General features: G+C 62.4%; 18 protein-coding genes and 2 rRNA genes. 7 read left to right on the forward strand and 13 right to left on the reverse strand.

Translation table 11 applies throughout. The annotated features are described in order from the left end of the window. Window positions 1–24: 24 nt before the first annotated feature. Together BTN82_RS31410 and BTN82_RS24840 are read right to left on the reverse strand one after the other, a co-directional pair. Entirely contained in the window at window positions 25–177 is a 153-nt protein-coding gene (locus BTN82_RS31410) for a hypothetical protein (protein WP_186828443.1), read from the reverse strand. Continuing rightward, window positions 174–1,439, reverse strand: a complete 1,266-nt coding sequence (locus BTN82_RS24840; protein WP_075121717.1) for a TolC family protein — start codon at window positions 1,437–1,439, stop codon at window positions 174–176. The genes BTN82_RS31410 and BTN82_RS24840 overlap by 4 nt, the downstream gene beginning before the upstream one ends. Before the next feature lie 387 nt (window positions 1,440–1,826). On the opposite strand from BTN82_RS24840, the gene BTN82_RS24845 reads away from it, so the two are divergent. Next, window positions 1,827–2,501, forward strand: a complete 675-nt coding sequence (locus BTN82_RS24845) for a heavy metal response regulator transcription factor (protein ID WP_075121718.1) — start codon at window positions 1,827–1,829, stop codon at window positions 2,499–2,501. A 368-nt stretch (window positions 2,502–2,869) separates the two neighbouring features. On the opposite strand, the gene BTN82_RS24850 is transcribed toward BTN82_RS24845, so the two are convergent. The 3 genes from BTN82_RS24850 to BTN82_RS24860 all read right to left on the reverse strand — a co-directional run bounded on the left by BTN82_RS24850 (window position 2,870) and on the right by BTN82_RS24860 (window position 5,946). Next, complete coding sequence (locus BTN82_RS24850) at window positions 2,870–3,775, reverse strand: cation diffusion facilitator family transporter (protein WP_075121719.1); 906 nt, start codon at window positions 3,773–3,775, stop codon at window positions 2,870–2,872. A gap of 116 nt (window positions 3,776–3,891) precedes the next feature. Next, entirely contained in the window at window positions 3,892–4,413 is a 522-nt protein-coding gene (locus BTN82_RS24855) for a hypothetical protein (protein WP_261793019.1), read from the reverse strand. A gap of 213 nt (window positions 4,414–4,626) precedes the next feature. Continuing rightward, complete coding sequence (locus tag BTN82_RS24860; RefSeq protein ID WP_075121720.1) at window positions 4,627–5,946, reverse strand: MFS transporter; 1,320 nt, start codon at window positions 5,944–5,946, stop codon at window positions 4,627–4,629. Window positions 5,947–6,332: 386 nt separating this feature from the next. Here BTN82_RS24860 and BTN82_RS24865 point away from each other — a divergent pair, with 386 nt between their 5' ends. From BTN82_RS24865 to BTN82_RS24875, 3 genes are all read left to right on the forward strand, one after another. Continuing rightward, window positions 6,333–7,751 (forward strand): short-chain fatty acid transporter, encoded by a 1,419-nt coding sequence (locus BTN82_RS24865; RefSeq protein WP_075121721.1) that lies wholly within the window; start codon window positions 6,333–6,335, stop codon window positions 7,749–7,751. 259 nt (window positions 7,752–8,010) lie between these two features. Beyond that, window positions 8,011–9,726 (forward strand): acid phosphatase, encoded by a 1,716-nt coding sequence (locus BTN82_RS24870; protein ID WP_075121722.1) that lies wholly within the window; start codon window positions 8,011–8,013, stop codon window positions 9,724–9,726. A 135-nt stretch (window positions 9,727–9,861) separates the two neighbouring features. After that, the gene (locus tag BTN82_RS24875; RefSeq protein ID WP_075121723.1) at window positions 9,862–11,049 is read left to right on the forward strand and encodes a hypothetical protein; all 1,188 of its coding nucleotides are present in this window, start codon (window positions 9,862–9,864) and stop codon (window positions 11,047–11,049) included. An 88-nt stretch (window positions 11,050–11,137) separates the two neighbouring features. Here the strand turns inward: BTN82_RS24875 and can are convergent, their stop codons facing one another. From can to BTN82_RS24890, 3 genes are all read right to left on the reverse strand, one after another. Then, a complete protein-coding gene (can, locus tag BTN82_RS24880) occupies window positions 11,138–11,782 on the reverse strand; it encodes a carbonate dehydratase (RefSeq protein WP_075121724.1) in 645 nt (214 codons plus the stop codon). Window positions 11,783–12,019: 237 nt separating this feature from the next. Further along, a complete protein-coding gene (rimI, locus tag BTN82_RS24885) occupies window positions 12,020–12,472 on the reverse strand; it encodes a ribosomal protein S18-alanine N-acetyltransferase (RefSeq protein ID WP_075121725.1) in 453 nt (150 codons plus the stop codon). Beyond that, a complete protein-coding gene (locus tag BTN82_RS24890) occupies window positions 12,465–13,211 on the reverse strand; it encodes an energy transducer TonB (protein WP_081375514.1) in 747 nt (248 codons plus the stop codon). Before BTN82_RS24890 ends, rimI begins: the two co-directional genes overlap by 8 nt. A 208-nt stretch (window positions 13,212–13,419) precedes the next feature. On the opposite strand from BTN82_RS24890, the gene mksB reads away from it, so the two are divergent. The 3 genes from mksB to mksF are packed head-to-tail and all read left to right on the forward strand — an operon-like array spanning window position 13,420 to window position 18,240. Further along, a complete protein-coding gene (gene mksB / locus BTN82_RS24895; protein ID WP_186828444.1) occupies window positions 13,420–14,700 on the forward strand; it encodes an Mks condensin complex protein MksB in 1,281 nt (426 codons plus the stop codon). Continuing rightward, a complete protein-coding gene (gene mksE, locus BTN82_RS24900; protein WP_075121728.1) occupies window positions 14,690–15,400 on the forward strand; it encodes an Mks condensin complex protein MksE in 711 nt (236 codons plus the stop codon). Before mksB ends, mksE begins: the two co-directional genes overlap by 11 nt. Beyond that, window positions 15,397–18,240: an Mks condensin complex protein MksF gene (gene mksF / locus BTN82_RS24905; protein ID WP_075121729.1), complete on the forward strand. Its 2,844-nt coding sequence runs from the start codon at window positions 15,397–15,399 to the stop codon at window positions 18,238–18,240. The genes mksE and mksF overlap by 4 nt, the downstream gene beginning before the upstream one ends. A gap of 67 nt (window positions 18,241–18,307) precedes the next feature. Here the strand turns inward: mksF and BTN82_RS24910 are convergent, their stop codons facing one another. The 5 genes from BTN82_RS24910 to BTN82_RS24930 form a co-directional block, all read right to left on the reverse strand. After that, entirely contained in the window at window positions 18,308–20,611 is a 2,304-nt protein-coding gene (locus tag BTN82_RS24910; protein WP_075121730.1) for a PqiB family protein, read from the reverse strand. Further along, a complete protein-coding gene (locus tag BTN82_RS24915; protein WP_075121731.1) occupies window positions 20,604–21,227 on the reverse strand; it encodes a paraquat-inducible protein A in 624 nt (207 codons plus the stop codon). Before BTN82_RS24915 ends, BTN82_RS24910 begins: the two co-directional genes overlap by 8 nt. Next, a complete protein-coding gene (locus BTN82_RS24920; RefSeq protein WP_075121732.1) occupies window positions 21,214–21,873 on the reverse strand; it encodes a paraquat-inducible protein A in 660 nt (219 codons plus the stop codon). Before BTN82_RS24920 ends, BTN82_RS24915 begins: the two co-directional genes overlap by 14 nt. Before the next feature lie 147 nt (window positions 21,874–22,020). After that, window positions 22,021–22,136 (reverse strand): 5S ribosomal RNA (gene rrf / locus BTN82_RS24925). Window positions 22,137–22,285: 149 nt separating this feature from the next. Further along, a 23S ribosomal RNA gene (locus BTN82_RS24930) occupies window positions 22,286–25,177 on the reverse strand. Window positions 25,178–25,241: the final 64 nt, after the last annotated feature.

A 25,241-nucleotide genomic window follows, 5' to 3' on the forward strand; every position in this document is an offset into this window, starting at 1 on the left:
ACGCCTTCCGGCAAGACCGCCGTGTCATGAGGTCTGTGGAAAAAAGAAATCACCGAGCGCCCGATGCAAGTCATGCAGGCACCAATGGGCCGAGGTCTCCTCGACCTGGGCCGGCACGCTGCAATCGGTGACCAGCAACGCGCCCAGGCACAGCAGGACGAACCACGCCGTCTTCACAGGGCGCGGTCGGCGCCGGCGAGGTCGCCGTAGATCCGCTCAATGCGTACCCAGGCATCGGTGGACTGGGCCACGGCGGCGATGTACTGGGTACGGGCGCTGATCAGCGTGCGCTGGGCGTCGAGCACCTCGATGAAGTTGAATTTGCCCATCTCGAAACCGCGGGTGGCGGTGTCCACGGCGTTTTGCGCGGCCGGCAGGATCACTTGGTTGAACGACTGCACTTCGCTGCGGGCGGTGCTCCATTGGTCCAGGGCCTGGCGGGTTTCGGTGCGCAGGCGCAACTCCGTGGCATTGCGCAAATCACGGGCCTGGTCGGCGCGACGTGCGGCCGACAACACGTTGCCCTGGTTGCGGTTGAACAGCGGCAACGGCATCGACACACCGACCAGGTTGACCCGCTCGCGCACGCTGGCGTCGTACTGGCTGCCGACGCTGATATCGAGGTCGGGAATGCGCTGGGTCTTTTCCAGCCCCAGGGCAGCTTCGCGCTGCACGATCTGCATCTCGGCCAGGCGCAGCTCGGTGGTCTCTTGCAGCCGCGCCAACAACTGCGCCGGAGGCGGCAGCACAGGCAAGGCGCTGGCCGGCTCCGCGACGGCGGCGAAATCGGTGGTGGCGGCCCCGGTCACGGTCGCCAGTTGCCGATAGGCGTTGGCCTGGTCCATCTCGGCGCGGCTCAGTTCCAGGCGCACTTCCGAAAGCTGGACCTGGGCGCGGGTGGCCTCCACCGGCGAAGCCTTGCCGGCGCTGACTCGGCCCTTGGACACGGTCAGGCCACGCTCGGCCAGGGCCAGGGAACGGCCGGCCAGGAGGCTGCGTTCCTGGGCGCGCAAGGCGCCGTAAAAGGCCGCGATCACATCGGCGCGCAACTGGTTGCGCTGGCGTTCGAGTTCCAGGGCCGCGGCGTCCTGGGCACGGCCGGCGACGTCGATGCGCGCCCCGCGCTTGCCGCCCAGTTCCAGGGTCTGGCTGAGCTTGACCGTGGTGGTGCGCGAACTGCGGCGGGTGTCCTCGGCATCCCAGGACAACACCGGATTGGGAATCAGCCCGGCCTGCTGCCGACCGCCCTGGGCGATGTCGATTTCCCAGCGCGCGGCCGCAAGATCGGGGTTGTTGGCGAAGGCGTCCGCCAGGGCGTTGTCGAGGCTCAGCGTCCGGGGCTCGGCCGCGGCGGCCTCTTGCAACGAGGCACTGGCCAACAACAGGACACCGGACAAGGCGCCGACGACCCAGGCAAGTTTTTTAATGGTGGTTGGCATAACGCGTTCTGGCCCCTTACCGGTGCAGAGTGACGGCGGAGGCTGAACGACGCGAGGCAATTGGACCGACACGACGCATCCACACTCCACCCATAAAACAACTAACAGGTGAGTATTTAGTGCTGGCCAAATGTAGCGTTCGGTACTTATCGACAGGGTGGCGCAAAGATTACAAATCCGTTAGCAAGCGCTCTGCCACGGGCTTTCGTATTAACATCCGGGCAATCGAGCAAAGTGCAACCGCAATAAATCAACAACTCGAAATATAGAGACACAACTTCTCGAAACAACGCACTCCGAAACTTTGAAAGTTGAATGATCGCGCCCGTTACTTCTAAACGGGTTATTCAACTTCGCCACCGTACTAAACACCGAGGCTAATTCAGCATGCGTATTCTGGTGATCGAGGACGAACCGAAAACCGCCGACTACTTGCATCAGGGACTGAGCGAAAGCGGCTATGTCGTCGATTGCGCCAGCAACGGCGCCGACGGCCTGCACCTGACCCGCCAGCACGCCTACGACCTGGTGATTCTCGACGTCAACCTGCCGGAACTGGATGGCTGGGGCGTGCTGCAGCGCATTCGCCAGGACAGCAATACGCGGATCATGATGCTCACCGCCCAGGGGCGGCTGGTCGACCGGATCAAGGGCCTGGACCTGGGCGCCGACGACTACCTGGTCAAGCCGTTCGAGTTCCCCGAACTGCTGGCGCGGGTGCGCAGCCTGTTGCGCCGCAGCGAGCAGTCGCCGACCCCGGATGTGTTGCGGGTGGCCGACCTGGAGCTGGACCAGGGCCGCCACCGGGCATTTCGCGGCAAGCAGCGCATCGACCTGACCACCAAGGAATTCGCCCTGTTGCACCTGCTGATGCGCCAGAGCGGCGTGGTACTGTCGCGCACCCAGATCATCTCGTTCGTGTGGGACATGAATTTCGACTGCGACACCAATGTGGTCGAAGTCTCGATCCGCCGCCTGCGGGCCAAGATCGACGACCCGTTCGAGAGCAAGCTGATCCACACCCTGCGTGGCGTCGGCTACGTGCTCGAAGAGCGCGATTGAACACAAGAGCGGCGCCTGCTGCGCAGCCGTACACAGCCTCGCGTTGCTCGGCAGCGGCTACAGGGAGTCTGGCGATACGCCGCCGGTGTAGCCGCTGCCGCAGGCTGCGCAAGGTCCGCAGGACCTCTGGCGATCTCAAGAGCGGCGCCCGCTGCGCGGTCGTACGCAGCCTCGCGTTGCTCGGCAGCGGCTACAGGGCGTTTGGCGATACGCCGGCGGTGTAGCCGCTGCCGCAGGCTGCGCAAGGTCCGCAGGACCTCTGGCGATCTCAAGAGCGGCGCCTGCTGCGCAGTCGTACGCAGCCTCGCGGGCTCGGCAGCGGCTACAGGGAAATCGGGTGTAGCCGAATCGTTGCCGAGGTCGCGAGGTCAATGCACGTGTTCTTCGTGGCCCTGTTCGTGGAAGCCGGCCTGTTCGACCTGGACCGTCACATGGGAGATGTCGAACCGCTCGTGCATCAACTCGGTGACGTCGGCGAGGATCTGCTGCTCGCTGCGCCGTCCCAGGTCGGCCACCAGGTGTGCGCTCATCACGTTCTTGCCGCTGGTCAGCGCCCACAGGTGCAGGTCGTGGACGTCCGTCACCCCGTCGATGGCGCGGATGCCCTGCTCGACCTGGTCGATATCGATGCCGTCCGGCACGCCTTGCAGCAGTACGTTCATGCTCTCCTTGAGCAGCGTCCAGGTGCGCGGCAGGACCCAGAAACCGATGGCCGCCGCCACCACCGAGTCGACCCAGCCCCAGCCGGTGAACATGATCACCAGCGCCGCGATGATCACACCGACGGAGCCAAGCATGTCGCTCCACACCTCAAGGTAAGCGCCCTTGACGTTGAGGCTCTCGGCGCTCGCCGAGGCCAAAAGACGCATGGAGATCAGGTTGACGATCAGCCCCAGCACGGCGATCACCAACATCCCCGTCGACTGGATTTCCGCCGGCGCGGACAGCCGCTGGTACGCCTCGAACAGAATGTAGAAGGCCACCACGAACAACAGGATGGCGTTGAACGCCGCGGCAAGAATCTCGAAACGCGCATAACCGAAGGTGCGCTTGCGGTCCGCGGCGCGCTTGCCGATCTGGATCGCCACCAGGGAAATCGCCAGCGCCAGCGCGTCGGTCATCATGTGCGCGGCGTCGGACAGCAGCGCCAGGCTGCCGGTGACAAAGGCGCCGATGACCTCGGCGATCATGAAACTGCCCGTCAGCCCCAAGGCCATCCATAACTTGCGTTCGTGTCCGGCCCGAACCTGTCCGTGACTGTGTCCTGCGCCCATGAAAGCCCCCTGCCTGTGGAAATCATCGTGGCTGATGATAGCCGGAGCGCACACGCGCCCCCGATAAAATGACGTAATGGTCATGCAACCGACAGCCAACGGTTATTCAGGACGACTCAAAGGCTGTCCGCCCCCGACGCGGATGGGCGTCGGCGCCCCCGGTGCAGGCCCAGGCAGACCAGGCTGATGCCGAATGCCGCAAGCGGCAGGCCCAGCGGCGCCTCGCGCTCACGGCGCCGCTCCAGGCACTGCGCGGCACTGGAACATTGCGCCACGCACAGTTCCTGGCCGTCCAGGGCGCAGGTCAGTATCGCGTCGCGCAAACGAGTGAACTCGAGGGTCCGGCCCTGGAGCCGCCCCTTGTCGCTCTTGAAATAGCTGATGCCGCGAATCATCCGGAGCCGGGTGTATTCGCCGCTGTCATCATCCTGCACCAGCATCCCGCCGCTATCGACATAGCGCACTGTGCCGGTGAGGGACTCGACACTGGCGCCTTCCAGCTCATAGTCGACAAGGTTGAAGGTCCACAGGTACAGCAGGACGAACATCAGGCCAAGGGCGGCGGACAACCACGCGGCCTGCAACAGCGGCGCCAGCGTGGTGAAATCGCGCAGGGAACACAGGACGGACCGGATCAAGGCAGCTCCCGAAACTGGCGCGTGGGCCGCGCGTTTTTTTTCGAGAGATTAGCGGGTAAATCGGCCTTGGCTAAGCACAACCTTCAATGGCCTGCAGCCGGCAGAAAACCCTGCGCCCGGCGAAGGCTCTAGCTCGCCTGGGCAGGGGGTTTCGCCGGGAGAAATTTTCTGCCTGGCGACTCGCGCGAGCGCCGGACCACCGACGAAAAACCCTCAAGACCCCGCGCAAACGCCAGGCACTCCAGCACCGGCCAGGCGGGGCATACGCGCGCCGAAATACCCTGCGCTGAGCACCCCGACCGCCCCCATCACCGCGCAATAAATCACGCTGACCCACGGGCTCCAGGGCATCAGGCCGATCAGCAGCAACGGCGTGATGCTCGCCCACAACGCGTAAGCGATGTTGTAGGTAAAGGAGATACCAGACACGCGAATCCGCGCCGGAAACAACCCGACCATCACCGACGGCACCGCGCCCACCACCCCGCAGCACAGACCGGCGACGGCATAGGCCAGGCCAACCCACTGTCCGCCGCCGATCAGGCAGCCGTAGAGCAGGCCGATCCCCAGCGGCAGCAGCAGGCTGTAGAGCATCACCGTGCGCCAGGCGCCGATACGGTCGACGATCAGCCCGGCCAGCACGCAACCGATGTTCAGGAACACGATGCCCAGGCTGCTCAGGGCGAAGGTGTGGCTGGCGCTCATACCGAAGGTCTTCTGCATCATGGTCGGCGTCACGACGACGAACACCACCACCGCCGAGGTCAGCACGCAGGTGAGGATCGCCGCCGGCAACAGGGCCAGGCGATGCTCGCGCAGCACGGTACGCAACGGCAGTTCGACGGCGCTTTCGCGCTGGTCCTGCATGGCCATGAACACCGGGGTTTCGCTGAGCCAGCGGCGCAGCCAGACGCCGATCACGCCGAAGGCCCCGCCGAGCAGGAACGGGTAGCGCCAGGCGTAATCGAGGATTTGCTCCGGGGTGAACGACTGCGCCAGCAAGGTCGCGGTCAGCGCGCCGATCAGGTAGCCGAAGGTCAACCCGGCCTGCAGAAAGCCCAGGGCATAACCGCGGTGCCCGGCCGGCGCGTGCTCGGCGACGAACACCCAGGCGCTGGGCACTTCGCCGCCCACCGCCGCGCCTTGCAGCACCCGCAACGCCAGCAGCAACAGCGGCGCGAAGTAACCGATCTGCGCATAGGTCGGCATGATGCCGATCAGCAGGCACGGCAGGGCCATCATCAGGATGCTCAAGCTGAACACCTTCTTGCGCCCCAGGCGGTCGGCGAAGTGCGCCATGAAAATACCGCCCAGCGGCCGCGCCAGGTAGCCGGTGACGAAGATCCCGAAGCTCTGCAACAGCCGCAGCCACTCGGGCATTTCCGGCGGAAAGAACAGCTGGCTCAGGGTCAGGGCGAAAAACACGAAGATGATGAAATCGTAGATTTCCAGCGCGCCGCCCAGCGCCGCCAGGCCCAGGGTCTTGTAGTCGGCGCGGGAAAAACGCTGCGCTGGATAAGAGGTGGCAGTCATGAAAAAGACTCGGCAGGCGAACAAAATGGCTTAGAGATTATGGGCTGGGCCGGGTCATGGCAAATCACATCGATATATTGGCTTTACTCATCGATCAATGAAAATTACTACATTCTCAAATGAATACGCTTGGGCGAAGATCCCTCGCGCCCTCCCTCCGAAAACGCAAGAATGGACACTTTCCCGACGCCGAGGGTGAATCCAGACAAGCTGTCCATCGCGTCACCACCTTGATCGCCCGCCTGCGGCCTCGTGACGAAGATCGCGATGACCGGCAGGTCTCTGCCGCGATGAAGGCGCAGTAGATTCGCAGCCCGAATGCCTTGGCGCGACTGCCAGCACGCAAAAACGGCTGCTCCAATAATAAATACAAGAGGTAATGAAGCGTGGCCGACCCTATCGAAGAAAGCCGCTATGCCCGATTTGCTTTGCGCTGCTCGAACTTCGCCGAGCGCTGGTTTCCCGACTCCTGGGTCTTCGCCGCCCTCGCCGTGATCATTGTCAGCGTGGCGACCTTGAGCATGGGCGCCGCCCCGACCGAGGCCGCCAAGGCCTTCGGCGACGGATTCTGGAGCCTGATCCCCTTCACCATGCAAATGGCCTTCGTGGTGATTGGCGGCTACGTGGTCGCCAGTTCGCCGCCCGCGGTCAAGCTGATCGACCGCCTGGCGCGCATCCCGAAGAACGGCCGCTCCGCCGTGGCCTGGGTGGCGCTGATCTCGATGGTCGCCTCGTTGCTCAACTGGGGCCTGTCCCTGGTGTTCGGCGGCCTGCTGGTACGGGCGCTGGCCCGCCGCACCGACCTGCGCATGGACTACCGCGCCGCGGGGGCCGCGGCGTACCTGGGCCTGGGCGCCGTCTGGGCCCTGGGCCTGTCATCGTCGGCCGCGCAACTGCAAGCCAACCCGGCCAGCCTGCCGCCGTCGATCCTGGCGATTACCGGGGTGATCCCCTTCACCGAGACCATTTTTCTCTGGCAGTCCGGCGTGTTGCTGCTGGCGCTGATCGTGGTCTCGCTGATCATCGCCTACGCCACCGCGCCGGGGCCGAACAGCGCGCGCGATGCCAAGGCATGCGGGGTCGACCCGGCGTTCAACCTGCCCAAGCCGCCACCGCCGAGCCGTCCTGGCGAATGGCTGGAACACAGCCCGCTGTTGACGATCCTGCTGGCCCTGCTCGCGGCCGGCTGGCTCTACCACGAATTCGCCAGCAAGCCGGCGATCACCGCGATTTCCGGGCTCAACACCTATAACTTCCTGTTCCTGATGGTCGGCGCCTTGCTGCACTGGCGCCCGCGCAGCTTCCTCGATGCCGTGGCCCGTGCGGTGCCGACCACCACCGGGGTGCTGATCCAGTTCCCGCTGTACGGCTCGATCGCGGCATTGATGACCGTGGTCAAGGGCGTCGACGGCCAGACCCTGGCCCACCATATCTCGACCTTCTTCACCTCCATTGCCTCCCACGACACCTACGCGCTGCTGATGGGCGTCTATTCGGCGGTGCTGGGCTTCTTCATTCCGTCGGGCGGCGGCAAGTGGATCATCGAGGCGCCCTACGTGATGCAGGTGGCCAACGACCTGCAATACCACCTGGGCTGGGCGGTGCAGATCTACAACGCCGCCGAAGCGCTGCCGAACCTGATCAACCCCTTCTACATGCTGCCGCTGCTCGGGGTGCTGGGGCTCAAGGCCCGGGACCTGATCGGCTTCTCCTTCGTCCAGTTGCTGGTGCACGCGCCGCTGGTGCTGGTGCTGCTGTGGGCGCTGGGCACCACCCTGAGCTACCTGCCGCCCGTAGCCCCCTGACCGCTTTGCGAGCCACTCGCTCCCCCCTGTAGGAGCGAGCTTGCTCGCGATAGAGCGCCAGGCCCAGGCTCGTTCATTCCCCCGCCCGAGCCTCGGCAGCCGCTCCCCGAACAATCCCTACAGCCTTCCCAGCGTCCCCCTACCACCTTAAAAGCCCCGTCCCAGAGCCTTTCCTGTAGCCTTTTCGTCATATTCGATTGCTACCGTGCGACCGAAATACTTTGTTACGAATTGACCAGCAGGCAATCAGGGACCCGGCATGAGCGACGACACCCCGAAAGACCCCACGAATCCCGACCCCATGAATCCCAACATCACGGGCCAGCCCACCGACAGCAGCCGCCGGCGCTTTCTCGGGGGCGTGGCGGTGCTCGGGGTCGGCGCGACGCTCAGTGCCTGCGGGCATGGCGAGCAGACGCCGGGCACGCCGGCGGAGCGCCCACTGTCCCCGGCGGAGCTGGACCGGGCGCTGCGCGACAACGTCAAGAACGTGGTGGTGATCTATGCCGAGAACCGCAGCTTCAACAACCTGTTCGCCGATTTCCCCGGCCTGGAAAAGCCGCTCTCGGCCCTCAAGCCCTCCGACTATCAGCAACGCGACCGCGACGGCAGCCTGTTGCCGGCCTTGCCGCCGGTGTGGGGCGGCTTTACCCAGGTCGGGCCCCAGGCGCTGGACGGCGTGACCTACCCGGTCGGCAGCCAGTACCAGGAACATCTGCCCAACGCGCCCTTCGCCCTCAAGGGCCCCGACGGCGAAGACCTGCCCCTGGGCCTGGTCACCCGCGACTTGTGGCACGTGTTCTATCAGAACCAGATGCAGATCAACGGCGGCAAGAACGACGCGTTCGTCGCCTGGGCCGACGCCGGCGGCCTGCCCATGGGCTATTACGCCCAGAGCCGCTACGCGCTGCGCCTGTGGGACGTGGCGCGGGAATTCGTGCTCTGCGACAACTTCTTCCAGGGCACCTTCGGCGGCTCGTTTCTCAACCACCAGTACCTGATCAGCGCCGCCACGCCGTTTTATCCGGACGCGGCCAACTCGGTGGCCAAGCCGCAGATCGCCGTCCTGCAAAGCGACGACCCGGCCGACACTCGCCTCAAACCGCTGGAGCAATCCCCAGCCAGCGCCATGAGCGGCCCGCCGCAATTCGGCCCGAGCCTGCTGACCCCGGACGGCTATGCGGTCAATACCATGGCCCCCCCGTACTGGCCGACCTGGATCCGCGACCCGCAGCGCCCGGCCTACGCCAAGCCCGACCTGCCCAACGTGCTGGTGCCGCAGCGCCACGACACCATCGGCGACAAGCTCTCGCGCAAGGACATCGACTGGGCCTGGTATGCCGGCGCCTGGCAAGTGACGCTGGACGCCTACAAGGATTCCGCGGGCATTCCGAAGATCCCCAACTTCCAGTACCACCACCAGCCGTTCAACTACTTCGTGCAGTTCGGCCCCGAGCATCCGGACGAACGCCACCACCACCTGCGCGACGGCGGCCTGGGCGACGAGTCGTCCAGCAACCGTTTCCTCGCCGATGCCGAAGCCGGCAAGCTGCCGCCGGTGGCGTTCTACAAACCCCAGGGCAACCTCAACATGCACGCCGGTTATGCCGATGTGGCCGCCGGCGACCGGCATATCGTGCGTGCCCTGAAGGTGCTGCGCGAAAGCCCGCAGTGGCAGAACATGGTGGTCGTGGTCACGGTCGACGAGAACGGCGGCTGGTGGGACCACGTCGCCCCGCCCAAGGGCGACCGCTGGGGCCCGGGAACCCGCGTTCCGGCGCTGGTGGTGTCGCCCTTCGCCCGCAAGGGCACGGTGGACCATACCGTCTACGACACCGCGTCGATCCTGCGCCTGATCACCCGGGTGTTCCAGCTGGAACAGCTCGACGGCCTCAAGCAGCGCGACGCGGCGATGATCGCTCGCGGGCAGGCGCCCATGGGTGACCTGAGCAACGCCCTGCACTTCCCGGCCTGAGCCGATGGCGGCGGCCGAAGCGGTCGCCGCCCAGGCCAAAAAAGATTTGTCCCGGCGGTTTCCTTGTCACCCGCTACTGTTCCAGTATGGAACTCACCTCGCACAGACGAGGCCAACGCTGACAAGGAGCCAAGCATGTTGAAACCCGCAGGACTTTCCCTACCCCTCGCCTTCGCCGCCCTGACCCTGGGCAGCCTGAGCACCACGGCCCAGGCCGATGTCGACCTGAAGCTGGGCAGCACCCAGCGCGTCACCCAGCTCTTCGCCTACCCCAACAACTGCAACGTGATCTGCTTCCGCAACTGGACGCTGGAGCAGACCGTCGAGCACTACCTGACCCAAAGTGTGCAGCGCGATGGCTACAGCACCGCCAAGGTCGAGGTGAAAACCGATAACGACCAGCTGTACGCCAGCATCAGCGGGGTCCCGAAGGGGTATGACAAGCCGTTGAGCGCCCTGCTGGATGCCGGCGACCTGGCCTACCAGGGCGCGAGCAAGCTCAACGCCGACGGCAAATGGGCCTACAACTGGTACCTGTTCCTGCCCCTGGGCATGGCCCTGGAGAACCGCAAGAGCGTCGAGCTGCTGCACTTCCCGCCGGACTATTCGCTGACCCAGGCCCAGGACTACCTGGAATCGGCGACCACCGACCGCTGGGCCACACTGCTGACGGTCAACGGCATTCCGGCCGAGCAGACCCCGGGATACCAGACCATCGTCGACATCGCGCCCATCGCCGCGCCCGCCAGCGCCGGCAAGGACCTGGAAGGCGTCTACGGCTACTTCAACAGCTACCAGACCACCATGGTCAAGGAAGTCAGCCAGAACGCCAGCGGCGCAGCCTTGCCGATGGTGGCGTTCGGCGCGCCGGTGCGCAACTGGGTCAAGCAGCAGTACAACGTCACGGTGAACGTGCTGGGCCTGGCGCAGATCAGCCCGAGCGCGGGCGTGAAAGTGCCGGTGCTGGGCTCCAACCACCCGAGCTATATCTGGTACGCGGCGGACCCGGAAAACTACGACGGCGACCAGGCCAAGGCCGACGCCGCGGGCTTGAAAGTGATGGGGCAGGACTTGAGCGCTGCCTGCTGGCAGGCCGGGATGGGCAGCAAGCCGGCCAACGATCCGGCGGCGCAGCTCAAAAGCTGCACCCAGACCTGGCAGGTGACCCAGAAAGAGCAGACCTGCGTGCTGTTCTACACCTCGGTCCGCAAGTTGACCCCGGAGCAGGCCCAGGCCAAATGCACCACCGCGCCGGTGAAGACCCAGCTCAAGCAGCTGAAAGCGCCGGCCCCGTCGATGAGCATCGAGGCGCCGCATATCTGACCGATAAGCGCTAACGGCAACATCCCCTTGCGAACAAGCCCGCTCCTACCGGTAGGAACGGGCTTGTTCGCGAGGGGCTTTCAGGGCTTCAAGGCGCCCCGACCGGACGCAGGCGATACTGCGGCGGCAACTGCTCGGAGCCGCTGATGGTCGCGTTCAGGCTCTTCCAGCGACCGTCCTTGATGCCATAGATGCACCCATGGATCGACAGGCTCTGCCCGCGATGCCAGGCGTTTTGCACGATGCTGGTATGGCCGACGTTGGCCACTTGCTGGATCACGTTCAGCTCGCAGAGACGGTCGACCCGCTCTTCCTCGGTGGCCAGTTGCCCCAGCGCTTCGCGATGCTCGTAGTACAGGTCGCGAATCGAACGCAGCCAACCGTCGATCAGGCCCAGCTGGCGATCCTGCATCGAGGCGCGCACCCCGCCGCAGCCATAGTGGCCGGTCACCAGGATGTGCTTGACCTTGAGCACGTCGACCGCGTACTGGATCACCGACAGGCAATTGAGGTCGGTGTGCAGCACCACATTGGCCACGTTGCGGTGTACGAACAGATCGCCCGGCAGCATGCCGACGATCTCGTTGGCCGGTACCCGGGCGTCCGAACAACCGATCCACAGGTATTCCGGCGTTTGCTGGCGCGCCAGCTTGGAGAAGAAGTCAGGATCTTCCTGCTTGATCGCTTCGGCCCAACGCTCGTTGTTATCAATCAGGTCTTGTAGTTCGTTCATGCTGTGCAGCCTCAGGATTGATGCGTTGTTGTGACAGACGACCGCCGTTCGAGGTCACGCGTGTCGATGCAGATACCGCTTCCAGCTCCAGGAATCTTGCCGGGCCTGTCGATCCAGCCTTGCAGGCCCACAAGCATGGGCACTGGCCATGACCGAATCACGACGCTCCCACCGACGACAACGAAGAGCAGGAGCTGGATTTCTCCGGCCAGCCTGGCTTCTGCACACGCCGCTCGATCAGTCGACCAGGGTACAGGCCATCACCAGCGCATCTTCGCGCCCGCCCACCGCCGGGTAATAGTCGCGGCGGCGGCCGACTTCGTTGAAACCGTAACGCTCGTACAGTCGATACGCCGTCTGGTTGCTGGAGCGCACCTCGAGGAAACACTCGCGCGCGTCTTTCTGGTAGGCGCGTTTCATCAATTCTTCCAGCAGGCACAGGCCCAGGCCGCGGCCCTGGCTTTCCGGCTTGACGGTGATATTGAGCAGGTGGGCTTCGTCGATGATCACCTGGATCACCCCATGGCCGACCTGCTGGCTGCCTTCGAACATCAGCCAGACTTCATAGGATTTCAGGGCGTCGGTAAAAATGCCGCGGGTCCAGGGGTGGCTGAACGCCGCGTATTCGATTTTCAGGATGGCATCCAGATCCGCCTCGGTGGCCGGGCGGAACGATAAAGCGTCACTCATTGCTACTTTTCCAGCGCGCCATCAGCCGACGCATGGCTTGCCAGACATCAGCCTTACGCTGTGGCTCTTCCATTAATAGTTCCAGCCCCGGCAGCGCCCAGGCCGAACCCAGGCCTTCGACCTGGAGTTCACGGTTATACGACTCGGCGTCCGCCTCGCCGGCGAAACGCACCGCCGGCAGGCCGACCAGCCACAGGCACACGCAAGGACTCTCTTCGACCCGCGCGCCGACAAAGGCCTGGACAAAATCCCGCGCCGCCTCCGGTCCCTGGTCGAGGTTGCCGCGGGTCAGCATCGGCCAGCGCACCGGCTCGGCGACGATCTGCGGGCTGTCCGGCAGCCCGGCGGCGCGCAGCATGTCCTTGAGCAGCAGATAGGCCGGATCGCGGCGCTGGAAGGCTTCGCCTGTGGGTAACTCCACCAGCAGCAGGCAGTCGCCGGCCCGCAGCAATTGCAGGGCGAAACGCGGCGGCGGTACCACCGGGGCCTTGACCGGCACCGGCGTCTCCTCGACCTCTTCTACGGGCTTGCTCGCCGGACGAACGGCAGCGCTGCCCGGGCGCGGCACTTCGATTTTCGGCCGCTCGGCGGGCCTGGCCACCGGCTCGACAACCGTTCTGGCCACAGCTGCCGGGGCAACCGGCGCCTCGACCACGGGCTGCTCAATCACCAGCAACTCGGGGCGCGAAGGCGCGGCAAAGGGCAATTCGGTGCGCGGCAGCCAGCTGACCACCTGCATGGCGGACAGATAAGCGCGACGGCGGGACTCGATAAGCAAGGGTCGGCCACTTGTGGATAACTGAAGTGGGGGGATTCTACCGTCCTTCGCCGAAGATCGCCCGCAGTTGATTGGCCACAAATGCAGCAGTCCTGACCGAGGGGTGAATAGTCAGCCCTGCGATGCAGTACAATCGCTGCTTTTCATTGCCAACCAGCCGGCCATTCCGATGATCGAACCCAAGCGCGTCTTGCGCGCCCTCGCCGAACACTGGGCACTTCTGGAGCCACTGTGCGAGCACTTCGACCAAGGCACCCTGAGCCTCGCCGAACTGCGTTCACAGCTGGCCGCCCAGCAAATCGACAGTACCCCGCAGGACATCACCAGCCTGCTGGACGTATGGATCCGCCTGGACATCCTGGTTCCGGTGGCGAAGAGCCCGAACCGTTTCGAACTCAACGCGCAGATCCACGACTTCCTCGCCTACCTGCGCCGCGAGCACCGTCTGGGCCTGTGCCTGGAAATCGAAGCCTATCTGCGCCACCTCGAGCGCCTGGCCGGTTATATCCAGGACGCCTTCGACATCCGCGACGGCCATGACCTGGCCCGCCAGCTGCGCCTGCTGGATATGCGCGTGCGCGATGTGCTGAAAAAACTCGCCAACGACGAACAGGCCCTGGTGGCGGTCGCCGAGCGGGCCAAAACCAGCGACCGACAGATCCCCCTGCGCCAGCGCTACGCCGAGGTCCTGGCCACCTGGGACGAATACGTCGAGCCGATGATCCAGCTGGTGAACGCCGACGGCGCCTTCGAGCAGGGCGTGCGCAAGGTCGAGAACGTCCTGCTGCGCATGCTCACCGAGCAGCAGCGCCTGGGCCACCTGGTGGACGACGACATGCTGCTGCGCACCCACGCGCGGATCCTGGAAATGCAGACCAGCGCCCAGCTGACCTTGCGCCACGCCCGGGAACTGCTGCTGCCGCTGCGCGAGGAAGCCCGCCGGCACAACGCCGTGACCCGCGGCGCGGCCCTGGCCCTGTCGGCCATCCGGCGCAAGGGCATCGACGCGGTGCCGCAAGCGGCGATGCCGCTGTTCACCCGTCCGCAAAGCACCTTCCTCGGCAGCGCCGGCCAGGTCGAAGCCTATGTCTACGCCCTGGCCCGCTTCGAGCCGAAGCCGACGCGCTTCCCCAAGGCGCACAAGACCCACAAGGCTGGCGATGCGCCGCGAGCGCCGCGCACAGTGCGCGAGATGCTCGATCGCTGCGAAGACGCCCTGCCGATGCCAGACCTGATGACCTGGCTGCTGGAGCAGGAACCGAACGGCGCCACCGACGAGCTGTTGTACTGGTTCTCCCGCCTCTCGCGGGAAAAACGCTTCAAGCGCGAGCGTCTGGAACGCCGCGACTACCATACCCACGAGCACCAGGTCAGCCTGCGCTCCTTCGCCCTGCTCTCGGCCCGCGACGACCAGCCTGAGAATTCTGCGAGCACCCCACATGCATCTTGATCTTTCCGAACTGTCCCAGCTGGCGCCGATCTTTCGCGAGCTATTCAAGGGTTATCACGTCAGCCGCCGTGACCCGGAGCTGTATGCCCAACTGTCGAACTTCCAGGACCAGTACCGCACCCTGTTCAAGGCCCTGGGCTTCGAGCTGGTCTGCGATACCCGCGGCTTCTATTACTTCGTACCGGAAAACGCAGCCGCCCAGGTGAACAAGACCGCCCAGCGCCTGGCGCTGTTCACCTTCATCCTGGTGGAACACCTGGCCGACCAGGGCCGCGACCCGATCGCCGTGCTCGACGGCGGCAGCCTGGGCCGCGACGAGTTGCCGTCCCTGCTGGAGAAGTACCGCGACCTTTTCATCCAGGCCGAAGTGCAGACCGTTGAGGAGCTGGAAGAAAAAATCATGCGCCGCATGACCCAACTGGGTTTTGCCGGCGAGGAGCCGGGCATCTACCGCTTCCTGCCGCCAATGCACCGCTTCCTCGACGTGTGCCTGTCGGTGCAGCAGGACCGCGACCTGGCCGCCAGCCTGCACAGCGTGCTGCCGCTGCCGACGCCAGTGCTGATCGACGAAGACAGCGACGAAAAACTGCTGCAGACCGACGACCCGCTGGACCTCAGCGAATTCGCCGAAGGCGAGCAGGAAAGTGAAGAAGACGCACTGGCCCGCGCCATTGCCGAAGAACAGGAGCTCGACGCATGAGCAAGGAACGCTACGGCATCCGCCGCTTTGCCCTTTTGAACACCGCCGGCTACAGCCTGGGCCTGTTCCCGCTGGAAGAACCGCTGTCGGTCTACGGTGCGAACAACCTGGGTAAGTCCGCGTCGATCAACGCCCTGCAATTCCCGATTCTGGCGCGCATGTCGGACATGAGTTTCGGCAAGTACAGCCTGGAGCAATCGCGGCGTTTCTACTTTGCGTCCGACACCAGCTACATCCTCGTGGAAGTCTCCCTGCCCCACGGCCCGCACGTGATCGGCGTGGCCGGACGCGGCCCGGGCGGCGGCTTCGGCCACCAGTTCTTCGCCTACGCCGGCCAGCTGGACCTGGCGCATTACCAGAAGGACGACACTTGCCTGCGGCAGAAAGAGCTGTTCACCAACCTCGAGCGCCAGGGCCTGAAGGCCTATGAACTCAAGCCGGACGAACTGCGCCGGTTGCTGGTCGGCGGGCATACCTCGATCCCGCTGGACCTGACCCTGATCCCGCTGCGCTCCACCAGCGAACAGAGCCTGAAGACCTTCCGCGCCCTGTTCATCAACCTGCTGCACATGCGCGAAATCACCGCGGCCAAGCTCAAGCAGCTGTTCCTCGACGCCTTCGAGCACAGCCTGCGCTCCGGCAGCGTCGACTACATCGCCGCCTGCGAAGAAGCCTTCCGCGACGTGCGCCGCATGGAGCAGGACTACAACTCGCTGGTGGCCGCTGGCCCCTTGGTGGAAGCCCTGGCCAACGGCGTGAAGCAGCGCGATATCCTGCGCGGCAAACTGCATCGCCTGTCGCCGCTGCTCGACTCGCTGCTGGGCACCTGGTCCGACTACGCCGGTGCGCGCAAGGAAGAGCTGACCATCCAGGCCGAGCATTACCGCAACGAACAGGATGCGCTGCAGAACGACCAGCGCAGCAGCACCCAGGAAATGATGCGCCTGGAACGGGAAATCACCGGCACCCAGCGCTGGCTCGGCGAGCTGTCGGTGCTCAAGCACCGCTTCGCCCTGGTGGACGACGTCAAGGTCCTGGAACAGCAACTGCTGGCGGCCAAGGATGCCCACGACGAACTGGCCGGCGCCCTGGCCCAGTCCCGGCAGTTCTCCGCCGAAGACCTGGAAGAACGTCTGCGCGACCTGGAAAAACGCCTGAAGTCGGTCAAGCAGCAACTTGACCACGCCGACAACAACAGTTATGCGCGCCTGCGCGAGGAGTTCTCCCAGCAGGACGTCGAGCGCCTGATGCGCCTGTTCAACAGCCAATTGTTCAGCCTGCCGCTGGGCGAACACGGCATCGCCCTCGACGAGAACGGCGACTGGGTCAAATCCGTGGAGCTGATTCTCGATGGCTTCAAGGGCGAGCGCTTCGAGGTGCCGGGCCTGTCCATCGACATCTCCCACATCGAACCGCCAGCCTTGCAGGCCCTGGCCGACCGCGCGGCGTTGCGCGACCAGAAGGAGCGCCTGGAGAAAGAACTCAAGCAGCTCAAGACCCAACAGGCAGTGGCCGCCGACCGGGCCGCGAGCAAGACCCAGACCGAAGCGCTGTACCAGCAAGTGCTGGATGCGCAGAAAGCCCTGGAAGACTTCCGCCGTGCCCAGACCCTGAGCGCCGAGGAAGGCGAGAAGCTGGAACAGCTGGCGCAGATGGAAGCCGCCCAGGACGAACTCAAGCGCTCCAGCGACGCCTTCACCGAACGCGTCCAGCAGCTGTCGGCCAAGCTGCAACTGGTGGGCCGGCAGATCGCCGACATGGAAGCCAAGCAACGCACCCTCGACGACGCCCTGCGCCGTCGCCAGCTGTTGCCCGCGGACCTGCCGTTCGGTACGCCGTTCATGGACCCGGTGGACGACTCCATGGACAACCTGCTGCCGCTGCTCAACGACTACCAGGACAGCTGGCAGGGCTTGCAGCGGGTCGACGGCCAGATCGAAGCGCTGTATGCCCAGGTCCGTCTCAAGGGCGTGGCCAAGTTCGACAGCGAAGACGACATGGAGCGTCGTCTGCAGCTGCTGATCAACGCTTACTCGCACCGCACCGAAGAAGCCCTGACCCTGGGCAAGGCGCGCCGCGCCGCCGTCACCGACATCGCCCGGACCCTGCGCAATATCCGCAGCGACTACGACAGCCTCGAGCACCAGTTGGCGCTGTTCAACCGCGAGATCAACAAACGCCAGGTGTCCAACCTGCAGAGCTTCCGCATCGTCCTCGCGCCGAACAAGGAAGCGCTCAAGCACATCGACCAGATCATCCACAGCGCCGGCCAGTACGAGGAAGGCGAGACCCTGTCGGTGTTCGACCTGAGCCAGAGCGCCGAGCAGGACAACAAGAACGAAGAGGCCAAGGAATACCTGGCCCGCCTGGTCGCGGCCAACCACAACCAGTTGGGTCTCAAGGACCTGTTCGAACTCGCGTTCGAGATCACCAAGGTCAATGGCCAGCCGGTGATCCACACCGACATCGACGGCGCGGCGTCCAACGGCACCACCATGACCATCAAGGCGCTGACCAACATGTACCTGTTGCTGCACTTGATGGACCGCGACCAGGCCGGCCGCGTGCGCCTGCCGTACTACCTCGACGAAGCCGCGGACATCGACGAGAAGAACCAGGCGGCGCTGCTGGAAACCAGCCTGCAACTGGGCTTCGTGCCGATCCTGGCCAGTGTGAAGCCGCAGGTGTCGGCCCAGGTCGCCATCGACCTGGAAGGCGGCAGCGGCCCGAACGGTATCTATATCGACGAGGCGGACTGGAAGTACATCCGTCGCCACGATCAGGTCAAGGCCACCCTGAACGTCGAGCCGCAAGCCGAGGCGGAGTTGGACGAAGTCTGACTCCCCCACGGTGAAACAAAAAAGGCCGCGATCTCAAGATCGCGGCCTTTTGCTTTTCTGTAGGAGGTTATTTGGCCAGGGGGATTTTCGGCGCCCAGGTCAGCCATTCGTCCTCGAACTTGTCGAACAGCGCAAAGGTCTGCTCCGGCCGCGCCGGGTTGCCCATGCGCTCGCCGTCCGGCGTGGCGAAGGCGATACCGCCCTGGATCAAGGTTTCCAGCGACTCGGTACGCACCGTCGCACCCTTGAACAGACCAATGTCGATACCGAAGCCGCTGCTGTTCCAGAAGCGCGTGCCGCCACGCACCAGCGGTGCGTACTTGGGCTCGATCAGGATACGGATCAACACCCGGTCGGCGGTCTGGCCCAACTCATAGCCCGTGACCTTGCCCACCGTCACTTCGCGATAGGTCACCGGCACGCCGACTTTCAGCGAACCACGGCGCGCGGCACTCAATACCAGGCTCAGGCCCGCCTCCGCGACCGCGGTTTCCGGCGGTTGGGGCAAGGCGACAAAGCTGGTTTGCGCACCGAGGCTCTTGGTCGCCGGCTGTACTTCGATGTACTGCCCGGTCACCAGGGTTTCCAGGTTGGCGGTCTTGATCAAGCCAAGCTCCGGCTTGACCACCCAGAACTGGCTGCCGGCCCGGGCGATCCGCTCGGGCACCTCGGTGATCCGCGCCTTGAGCAGCACCGACTGCAGATCGCTGCTCAGGTCGACGTCCTCGACCTTGCCGACGTCCAGCCCCTTGAAGCGGATAGGCGTCCCCGAACGCAAACCATCGGCGCGATCGACCTTGATGCTGATCATGGTGCCCTTCTGCGTCGCCTCTTCCTTGTCGGCATGCAGGCGGAAGCGCGGAATACGCTTTTTCAGCGGCACGTTGGGCTCCGGCGTATCGAAGGCGATACCGCCGGCCATCAGGCTTTGCAACGACTCGCTCTTGACCTGGATGCCACCGGTCAGGCCACCGGTCAAGGTGACGCCACTAGCGTTCCAGAAGCGCGTCGAACCGTTCACCAGGCCTTCGTATTCCTTCTCGATGTGCACCCCGATGACCAGCTGTTTGCGCGTCCGCGAGAACTGGTAGCTTTGCACGGAGCCAACTTTCACCTGCTTGTAGAGAATCGGGCTGCCGACCTCCAGCGAACCAAGGTTCTCGGTGAACAGCACCAGATGCAGGCCCGGAGAGCGCAGGTCCAGCGGCGGCGCCTTGGGTCGCGCTTCGAACTCGCGTTGCGGAGCGCTGCCTTTGTCACCGGGGCGGACCGCGATGTAATTACCCTTCACCAACGCTTCCAGGCCGGTGATACCCGCCAGGGAGATCGAAGGCTTGACCACCCAGAATTGGGTGCCTTGCACTAGGTAATCCTCGGCCAATGGGTCCAGGGTCAGCTCCGCCGTGGCGCTGGACAGGTCCGCGTCGACCTTGAGGGCCTTCAGGTTACCGACCTGGATGCCTTTGTACATGACCGGTGTCCGACCGGCCTGGAGCCCTTCGAAATCGCTCAGCTTGACCTTGACCCGGATGCCCGCCTGCGCCGCATCGAAGTCCTCATAGAGACGGAATGGCAGCGTCGGGTCGGTGGGCGGGCTGTCCCGGCGATTCTCCGGGGTAGCGAAGGCGATACCGCCGGCCACGATACTGGCCAGGGATTCGCTGCGCACTTTTACCCCCGACAGGTTGGCGTCGATGCTGATGCCGCTGGCATTCCAGAAGCGCGTATGTTTGCGCACCAGATTGGCGTAGGTCGGCTCGATAAAGACTTTGATCTCGACGGTGTTCTGATCCTCGGAGAGCAGGTAGCTCTTCACCTGGCCGACCTGGATCTGCTTGTAGAACACTGGGCTGCCGCGGGTCAGCGAGCCCAGGCGATCAGCCTTGATGGTCAAGTGCAGGCCCGGCTTGGCGTCCGACAGCGGCGGCTCCTCGGCCAGCGCCTTGAACTTGCGCGCCGGCTCGCCCTCCCCCGGGCTGATGGCGATGTAATTCCCCGAAACCAGCGTCTCCAGACCGGTGATCCCGGCCAGCGTCACACTCGGCTTCACCAGCCAGAAGCGGGTGCTGTTCTTCAGGTATTGCTCGACGTCCTTGTTCATCTCGACGGTGGCAATCACCCCTCTGCTATTGCCTTCGTCGTCCAGGGCCAGAGTCTTGACCTTGCCCACCGACATCCCTTTGTAGACCACTTCAGTCTTGTTGGCCTGGATACCCTCGCCGCTTTCAAAGCGTACCTGAATCTCGATACCGGTCTGGCTGTAGGCACGCCAGCCCAACCATCCGCCGATCAGCAACGCGATCAAGGGCAGGACCCAGATGGCCGACCAGTTCGACGCCGGACGGGTTTTAGCTTTAGGCAAATCACTCATTGTCGTCGTCCGACTCCGTGTTATCCCAGATCAGTCGGGGATCAAAAGTTACTGCGGCGAGCATCGTCAAGATCACCACACTGGCAAAGGCTACTGCGCCGAGATTGGCCTCGATGCTGGCAAGCTGGCCAAAATTCACTACCGCCACCAGGATGGCAATCACAAAAATATCCAGCATCGACCAGCGGCCGATGAACTCGATAAAGCGGTACATCAGAATGCGCTGCCGTGCGGACAAGGGCTGGTGGCGCTGAACCGAAAACAGCAGCAGGGCGATCCCCACCAGCTTGAAGGTCGGCACCAGGATGCTGGCGATGAACACCACCGCCGCAATTGGGATCATGCCGTGCTGCATCAGGACGATGACCCCCGACATGATGGTGCTGGGATCGCCTTGTCCCAGTGAGGTCACCGTCATGATTGGCAGCACATTGGCAGGGATGTACAGGATCGCCGCGGTAATCAGCAGCGCCCAGGTGCGCATGATGCTGTTGGGACGACGAGCATGGACCAGAGCCCCGCAACGGGTGCAGGTCTGCTCATCGGTGTCGGGTTCCTGCCTGTTCAACTCATGACATTCATTACACACCAGAATGCCTGCATCAATTGCCCGCATGTGCATCCTCTCCCGCCAGGGCATCCCATATCTGATGGGGCGACATGACCACTTCCAATCCGACCTGGACCAGCAACAGGCTGACAAAACACACCAGCCCCAAACCGACCGTCATGGATGCAAGGTCCGCCAGTTTGACGATGGCGACCAAGACGCCCATCAGGTAGACCTCGAGCATGCCCCAGTCTCGTAAATGGTGATAAATGCGATACAGCAAAAGCCCGTAACTACGACCGATGTCCAGGCGAATGCTCAGGAGCACGAGCAACTGGCAGATCAACTTGAGCAGTGGAATACCCATGCTGCACAGAAACACCACCACTGCCACGCCTTGCATGTCGGTATTGAATAAACCGACGACACCGCTCCACACGGTGTCCTCCGAGGATTGTCCGAGCAGATTGAGCTGCATGATGGGTAAAAAGTTCGCGGGGACATATAACAGCAGCGCGGCAATCACCAATGCCAGGCTGCGATCCACGACATTGTGGCGATGGGCGTAGAGCTCATACCCACAGCGCGGGCATTGGGCTTTTTCTCCGTGGGCCAACTCTGGCTTGCGCATCAGCAAGTCGCACTCGTGGCAGGCCACCAGGTCGTCCAGCGGTAACTCCGACAGTCCGGGGGCGTCAACCGTCTCTGACATATAAGGTTCTGGCTCTAAAAGGCGTGGGGCTATTCTAGAGGTCCGTCCCGAAAATAACTGTGCAAAATTGTTTGGAGATAAGAAGCATTTTTTGTCGCCCAAAAGCAAAACCCCAACCGCTTTCGCAGTTGGGGTTTCGGAATTTAATCTTGACGATGACCTACTCTCACATGGGGAAACCCCACACTACCATCGGCGATGCATCGTTTCACTTCTGAGTTCGGGATGGGATCAGGTGGTTCCAATGCTCTATGGTCGTCAAGAAATTCGGGTACTGACTCGTGACCGGATGGCCTCGCTTCAGCAAATTGGGTATGTAATAGCTTTGTGTGTTGTGCAAACTTTCGGTTTGTATCGTCTTCACACACCGCAATCTGGCCTCTTTCGAGTTCGCAAATTGCTTGGGTGTTATATGGTCAAGCCTCACGGGCAATTAGTATTGGTTAGCTCAACGCCTCACAGCGCTTACACACCCAACCTATCAACGTCGTAGTCTTCGACGGCCCTTTAGGGAACTCAAGGTTCCAGTGAGATCTCATCTTGAGGCAAGTTTCCCGCTTAGATGCTTTCAGCGGTTATCTTTTCCGAACATAGCTACCCGGCAATGCCACTGGCGTGACAACCGGAACACCAGAGGTTCGTCCACTCCGGTCCTCTCGTACTAGGAGCAGCCCCTCTCAAATCTCAAACGTCCACGGCAGATAGGGACCGAACTGTCTCACGACGTTCTAAACCCAGCTCGCGTACCACTTTAAATGGCGAACAGCCATACCCTTGGGACCGGCTTCAGCCCCAGGATGTGATGAGCCGACATCGAGGTGCCAAACACCGCCGTCGATATGAACTCTTGGGCGGTATCAGCCTGTTATCCCCGGAGTACCTTTTATCCGTTGAGCGATGGCCCTTCCATACAGAACCACCGGATCACTAAGACCTACTTTCGTACCTGCTCGACGTGTCTGTCTCGCAGTCAAGCGCGCTTTTGCCTTTATACTCTACGACCGATTTCCGACCGGTCTGAGCGCACCTTCGTACTCCTCCGTTACTCTTTAGGAGGAGACCGCCCCAGTCAAACTACCCACCATACACTGTCCTCGATCCGGATAACGGACCTGAGTTAGAACCTCAAAGTTGCCAGGGTGGTATTTCAAGGATGGCTCCACGCAGACTGGCGTCCACGCTTCAAAGCCTCCCACCTATCCTACACAAGCAAATTCAAAGTCCAGTGCAAAGCTATAGTAAAGGTTCACGGGGTCTTTCCGTCTAGCCGCGGATACACTGCATCTTCACAGCGATTTCAATTTCACTGAGTCTCGGGTGGAGACAGCGCCGCCATCGTTACGCCATTCGTGCAGGTCGGAACTTACCCGACAAGGAATTTCGCTACCTTAGGACCGTTATAGTTACGGCCGCCGTTTACCGGGGCTTCGATCAAGAGCTTCGCGTTAGCTAACCCCATCAATTAACCTTCCGGCACCGGGCAGGCGTCACACCCTATACGTCCACTTTCGTGTTTGCAGAGTGCTGTGTTTTTAATAAACAGTCGCAGCGGCCTGGTATCTTCGACCGGCATGGGCTTACGGAGCAAGTCCTTCACCCTCACCGGCGCACCTTCTCCCGAAGTTACGGTGCCATTTTGCCTAGTTCCTTCACCCGAGTTCTCTCAAGCGCCTTGGTATTCTCTACCCAACCACCTGTGTCGGTTTGGGGTACGGTTCCTAGTTATCTGAAGCTTAGAAGCTTTTCTTGGAAGCATGGCATCAACCACTTCGTCACCTAAAAGGTAACTCGTCATCAGCTCTCGGCCTTAGAACCCCGGATTTACCTAAGATTCCAGCCTACCACCTTAAACTTGGACAACCAACGCCAAGCTGGCCTAGCCTTCTCCGTCCCTCCATCGCAATAACTAGAAGTACAGGAATATTAACCTGTTTTCCATCGACTACGCTTTTCAGCCTCGCCTTAGGGACCGACTAACCCTGCGTCGATTAACGTTGCGCAGGAAACCTTGGTCTTTCGGCGTGGGTGTTTTTCACACCCATTGTCGTTACTCATGTCAGCATTCGCACTTCTGATACCTCCAGCAAGCTTCTCAACTCACCTTCACAGGCTTACAGAACGCTCCTCTACCGCATCACTTACGTGATACCCGTAGCTTCGGTGTATGGTTTGAGCCCCGTTACATCTTCCGCGCAGGCCGACTCGACTAGTGAGCTATTACGCTTTCTTTAAAGGGTGGCTGCTTCTAAGCCAACCTCCTAGCTGTCTAAGCCTTCCCACATCGTTTCCCACTTAACCATAACTTTGGGACCTTAGCTGACGGTCTGGGTTGTTTCCCTTTTCACGACGGACGTTAGCACCCGCCGTGTGTCTCCCATGCTCGGCACTTGTAGGTATTCGGAGTTTGCATCGGTTTGGTAAGTCGGGATGACCCCCTAGCCGAAACAGTGCTCTACCCCCTACAGTGATACATGAGGCGCTACCTAAATAGCTTTCGAGGAGAACCAGCTATCTCCGAGCTTGATTAGCCTTTCACTCCGATCCACAGGTCATCCGCTAACTTTTCAACGGTAGTCGGTTCGGTCCTCCAGTTAGTGTTACCCAACCTTCAACCTGCCCATGGATAGATCGCCCGGTTTCGGGTCTATACCCAGCGACTAAACGCGCTATTAACACTCGCTTTCGCTACGCCTCCCCTATTCGGTTAAGCTCGCCACTGAATATAAGTCGCTGACCCATTATACAAAAGGTACGCAGTCACAGAACAAAGTCTGCTCCCACTGCTTGTACGCATACGGTTTCAGGATCTATTTCACTCCCCTCTCCGGGGTTCTTTTCGCCTTTCCCTCACGGTACTAGTTCACTATCGGTCAGTCAGTAGTATTTAGCCTTGGAGGATGGTCCCCCCATATTCAGACAAAGTTTCTCGTGCTCCGTCCTACTCGATTTCATGACTAAGAGACTTTCGCGTACAGGGCTATCACCCACTATGGCCGCACTTTCCAGAGCGTTCCGCTAATCTCAAAGCCACTTAAGGGCTAGTCCCCGTTCGCTCGCCACTACTAAGGGAATCTCGGTTGATTTCTTTTCCTCAGGGTACTTAGATGTTTCAGTTCCCCTGGTTCGCCTCTTGCACCTATGTATTCAGTACAAGATAACCATCTTATGATGGCTGGGTTCCCCCATTCAGAGATCTCCGGATCAAAGTCTGTTTGCCGACTCCCCGAAGCTTATCGCAGGCTACCACGTCTTTCATCGCCTCTGACTGCCAAGGCATCCACCGTATGCGCTTCTTCACTTGACCATATAACCCCAAGCAATCTGGTTATACTATGAAGACGACATTCGCCGAAAATTTGCATTCTTAA

Source organism: Pseudomonas chlororaphis (assembly GCF_001921865.1).
Classification (GTDB): Bacteria; Pseudomonadota; Gammaproteobacteria; order Pseudomonadales; family Pseudomonadaceae; genus Aquipseudomonas; species Aquipseudomonas chlororaphis_D.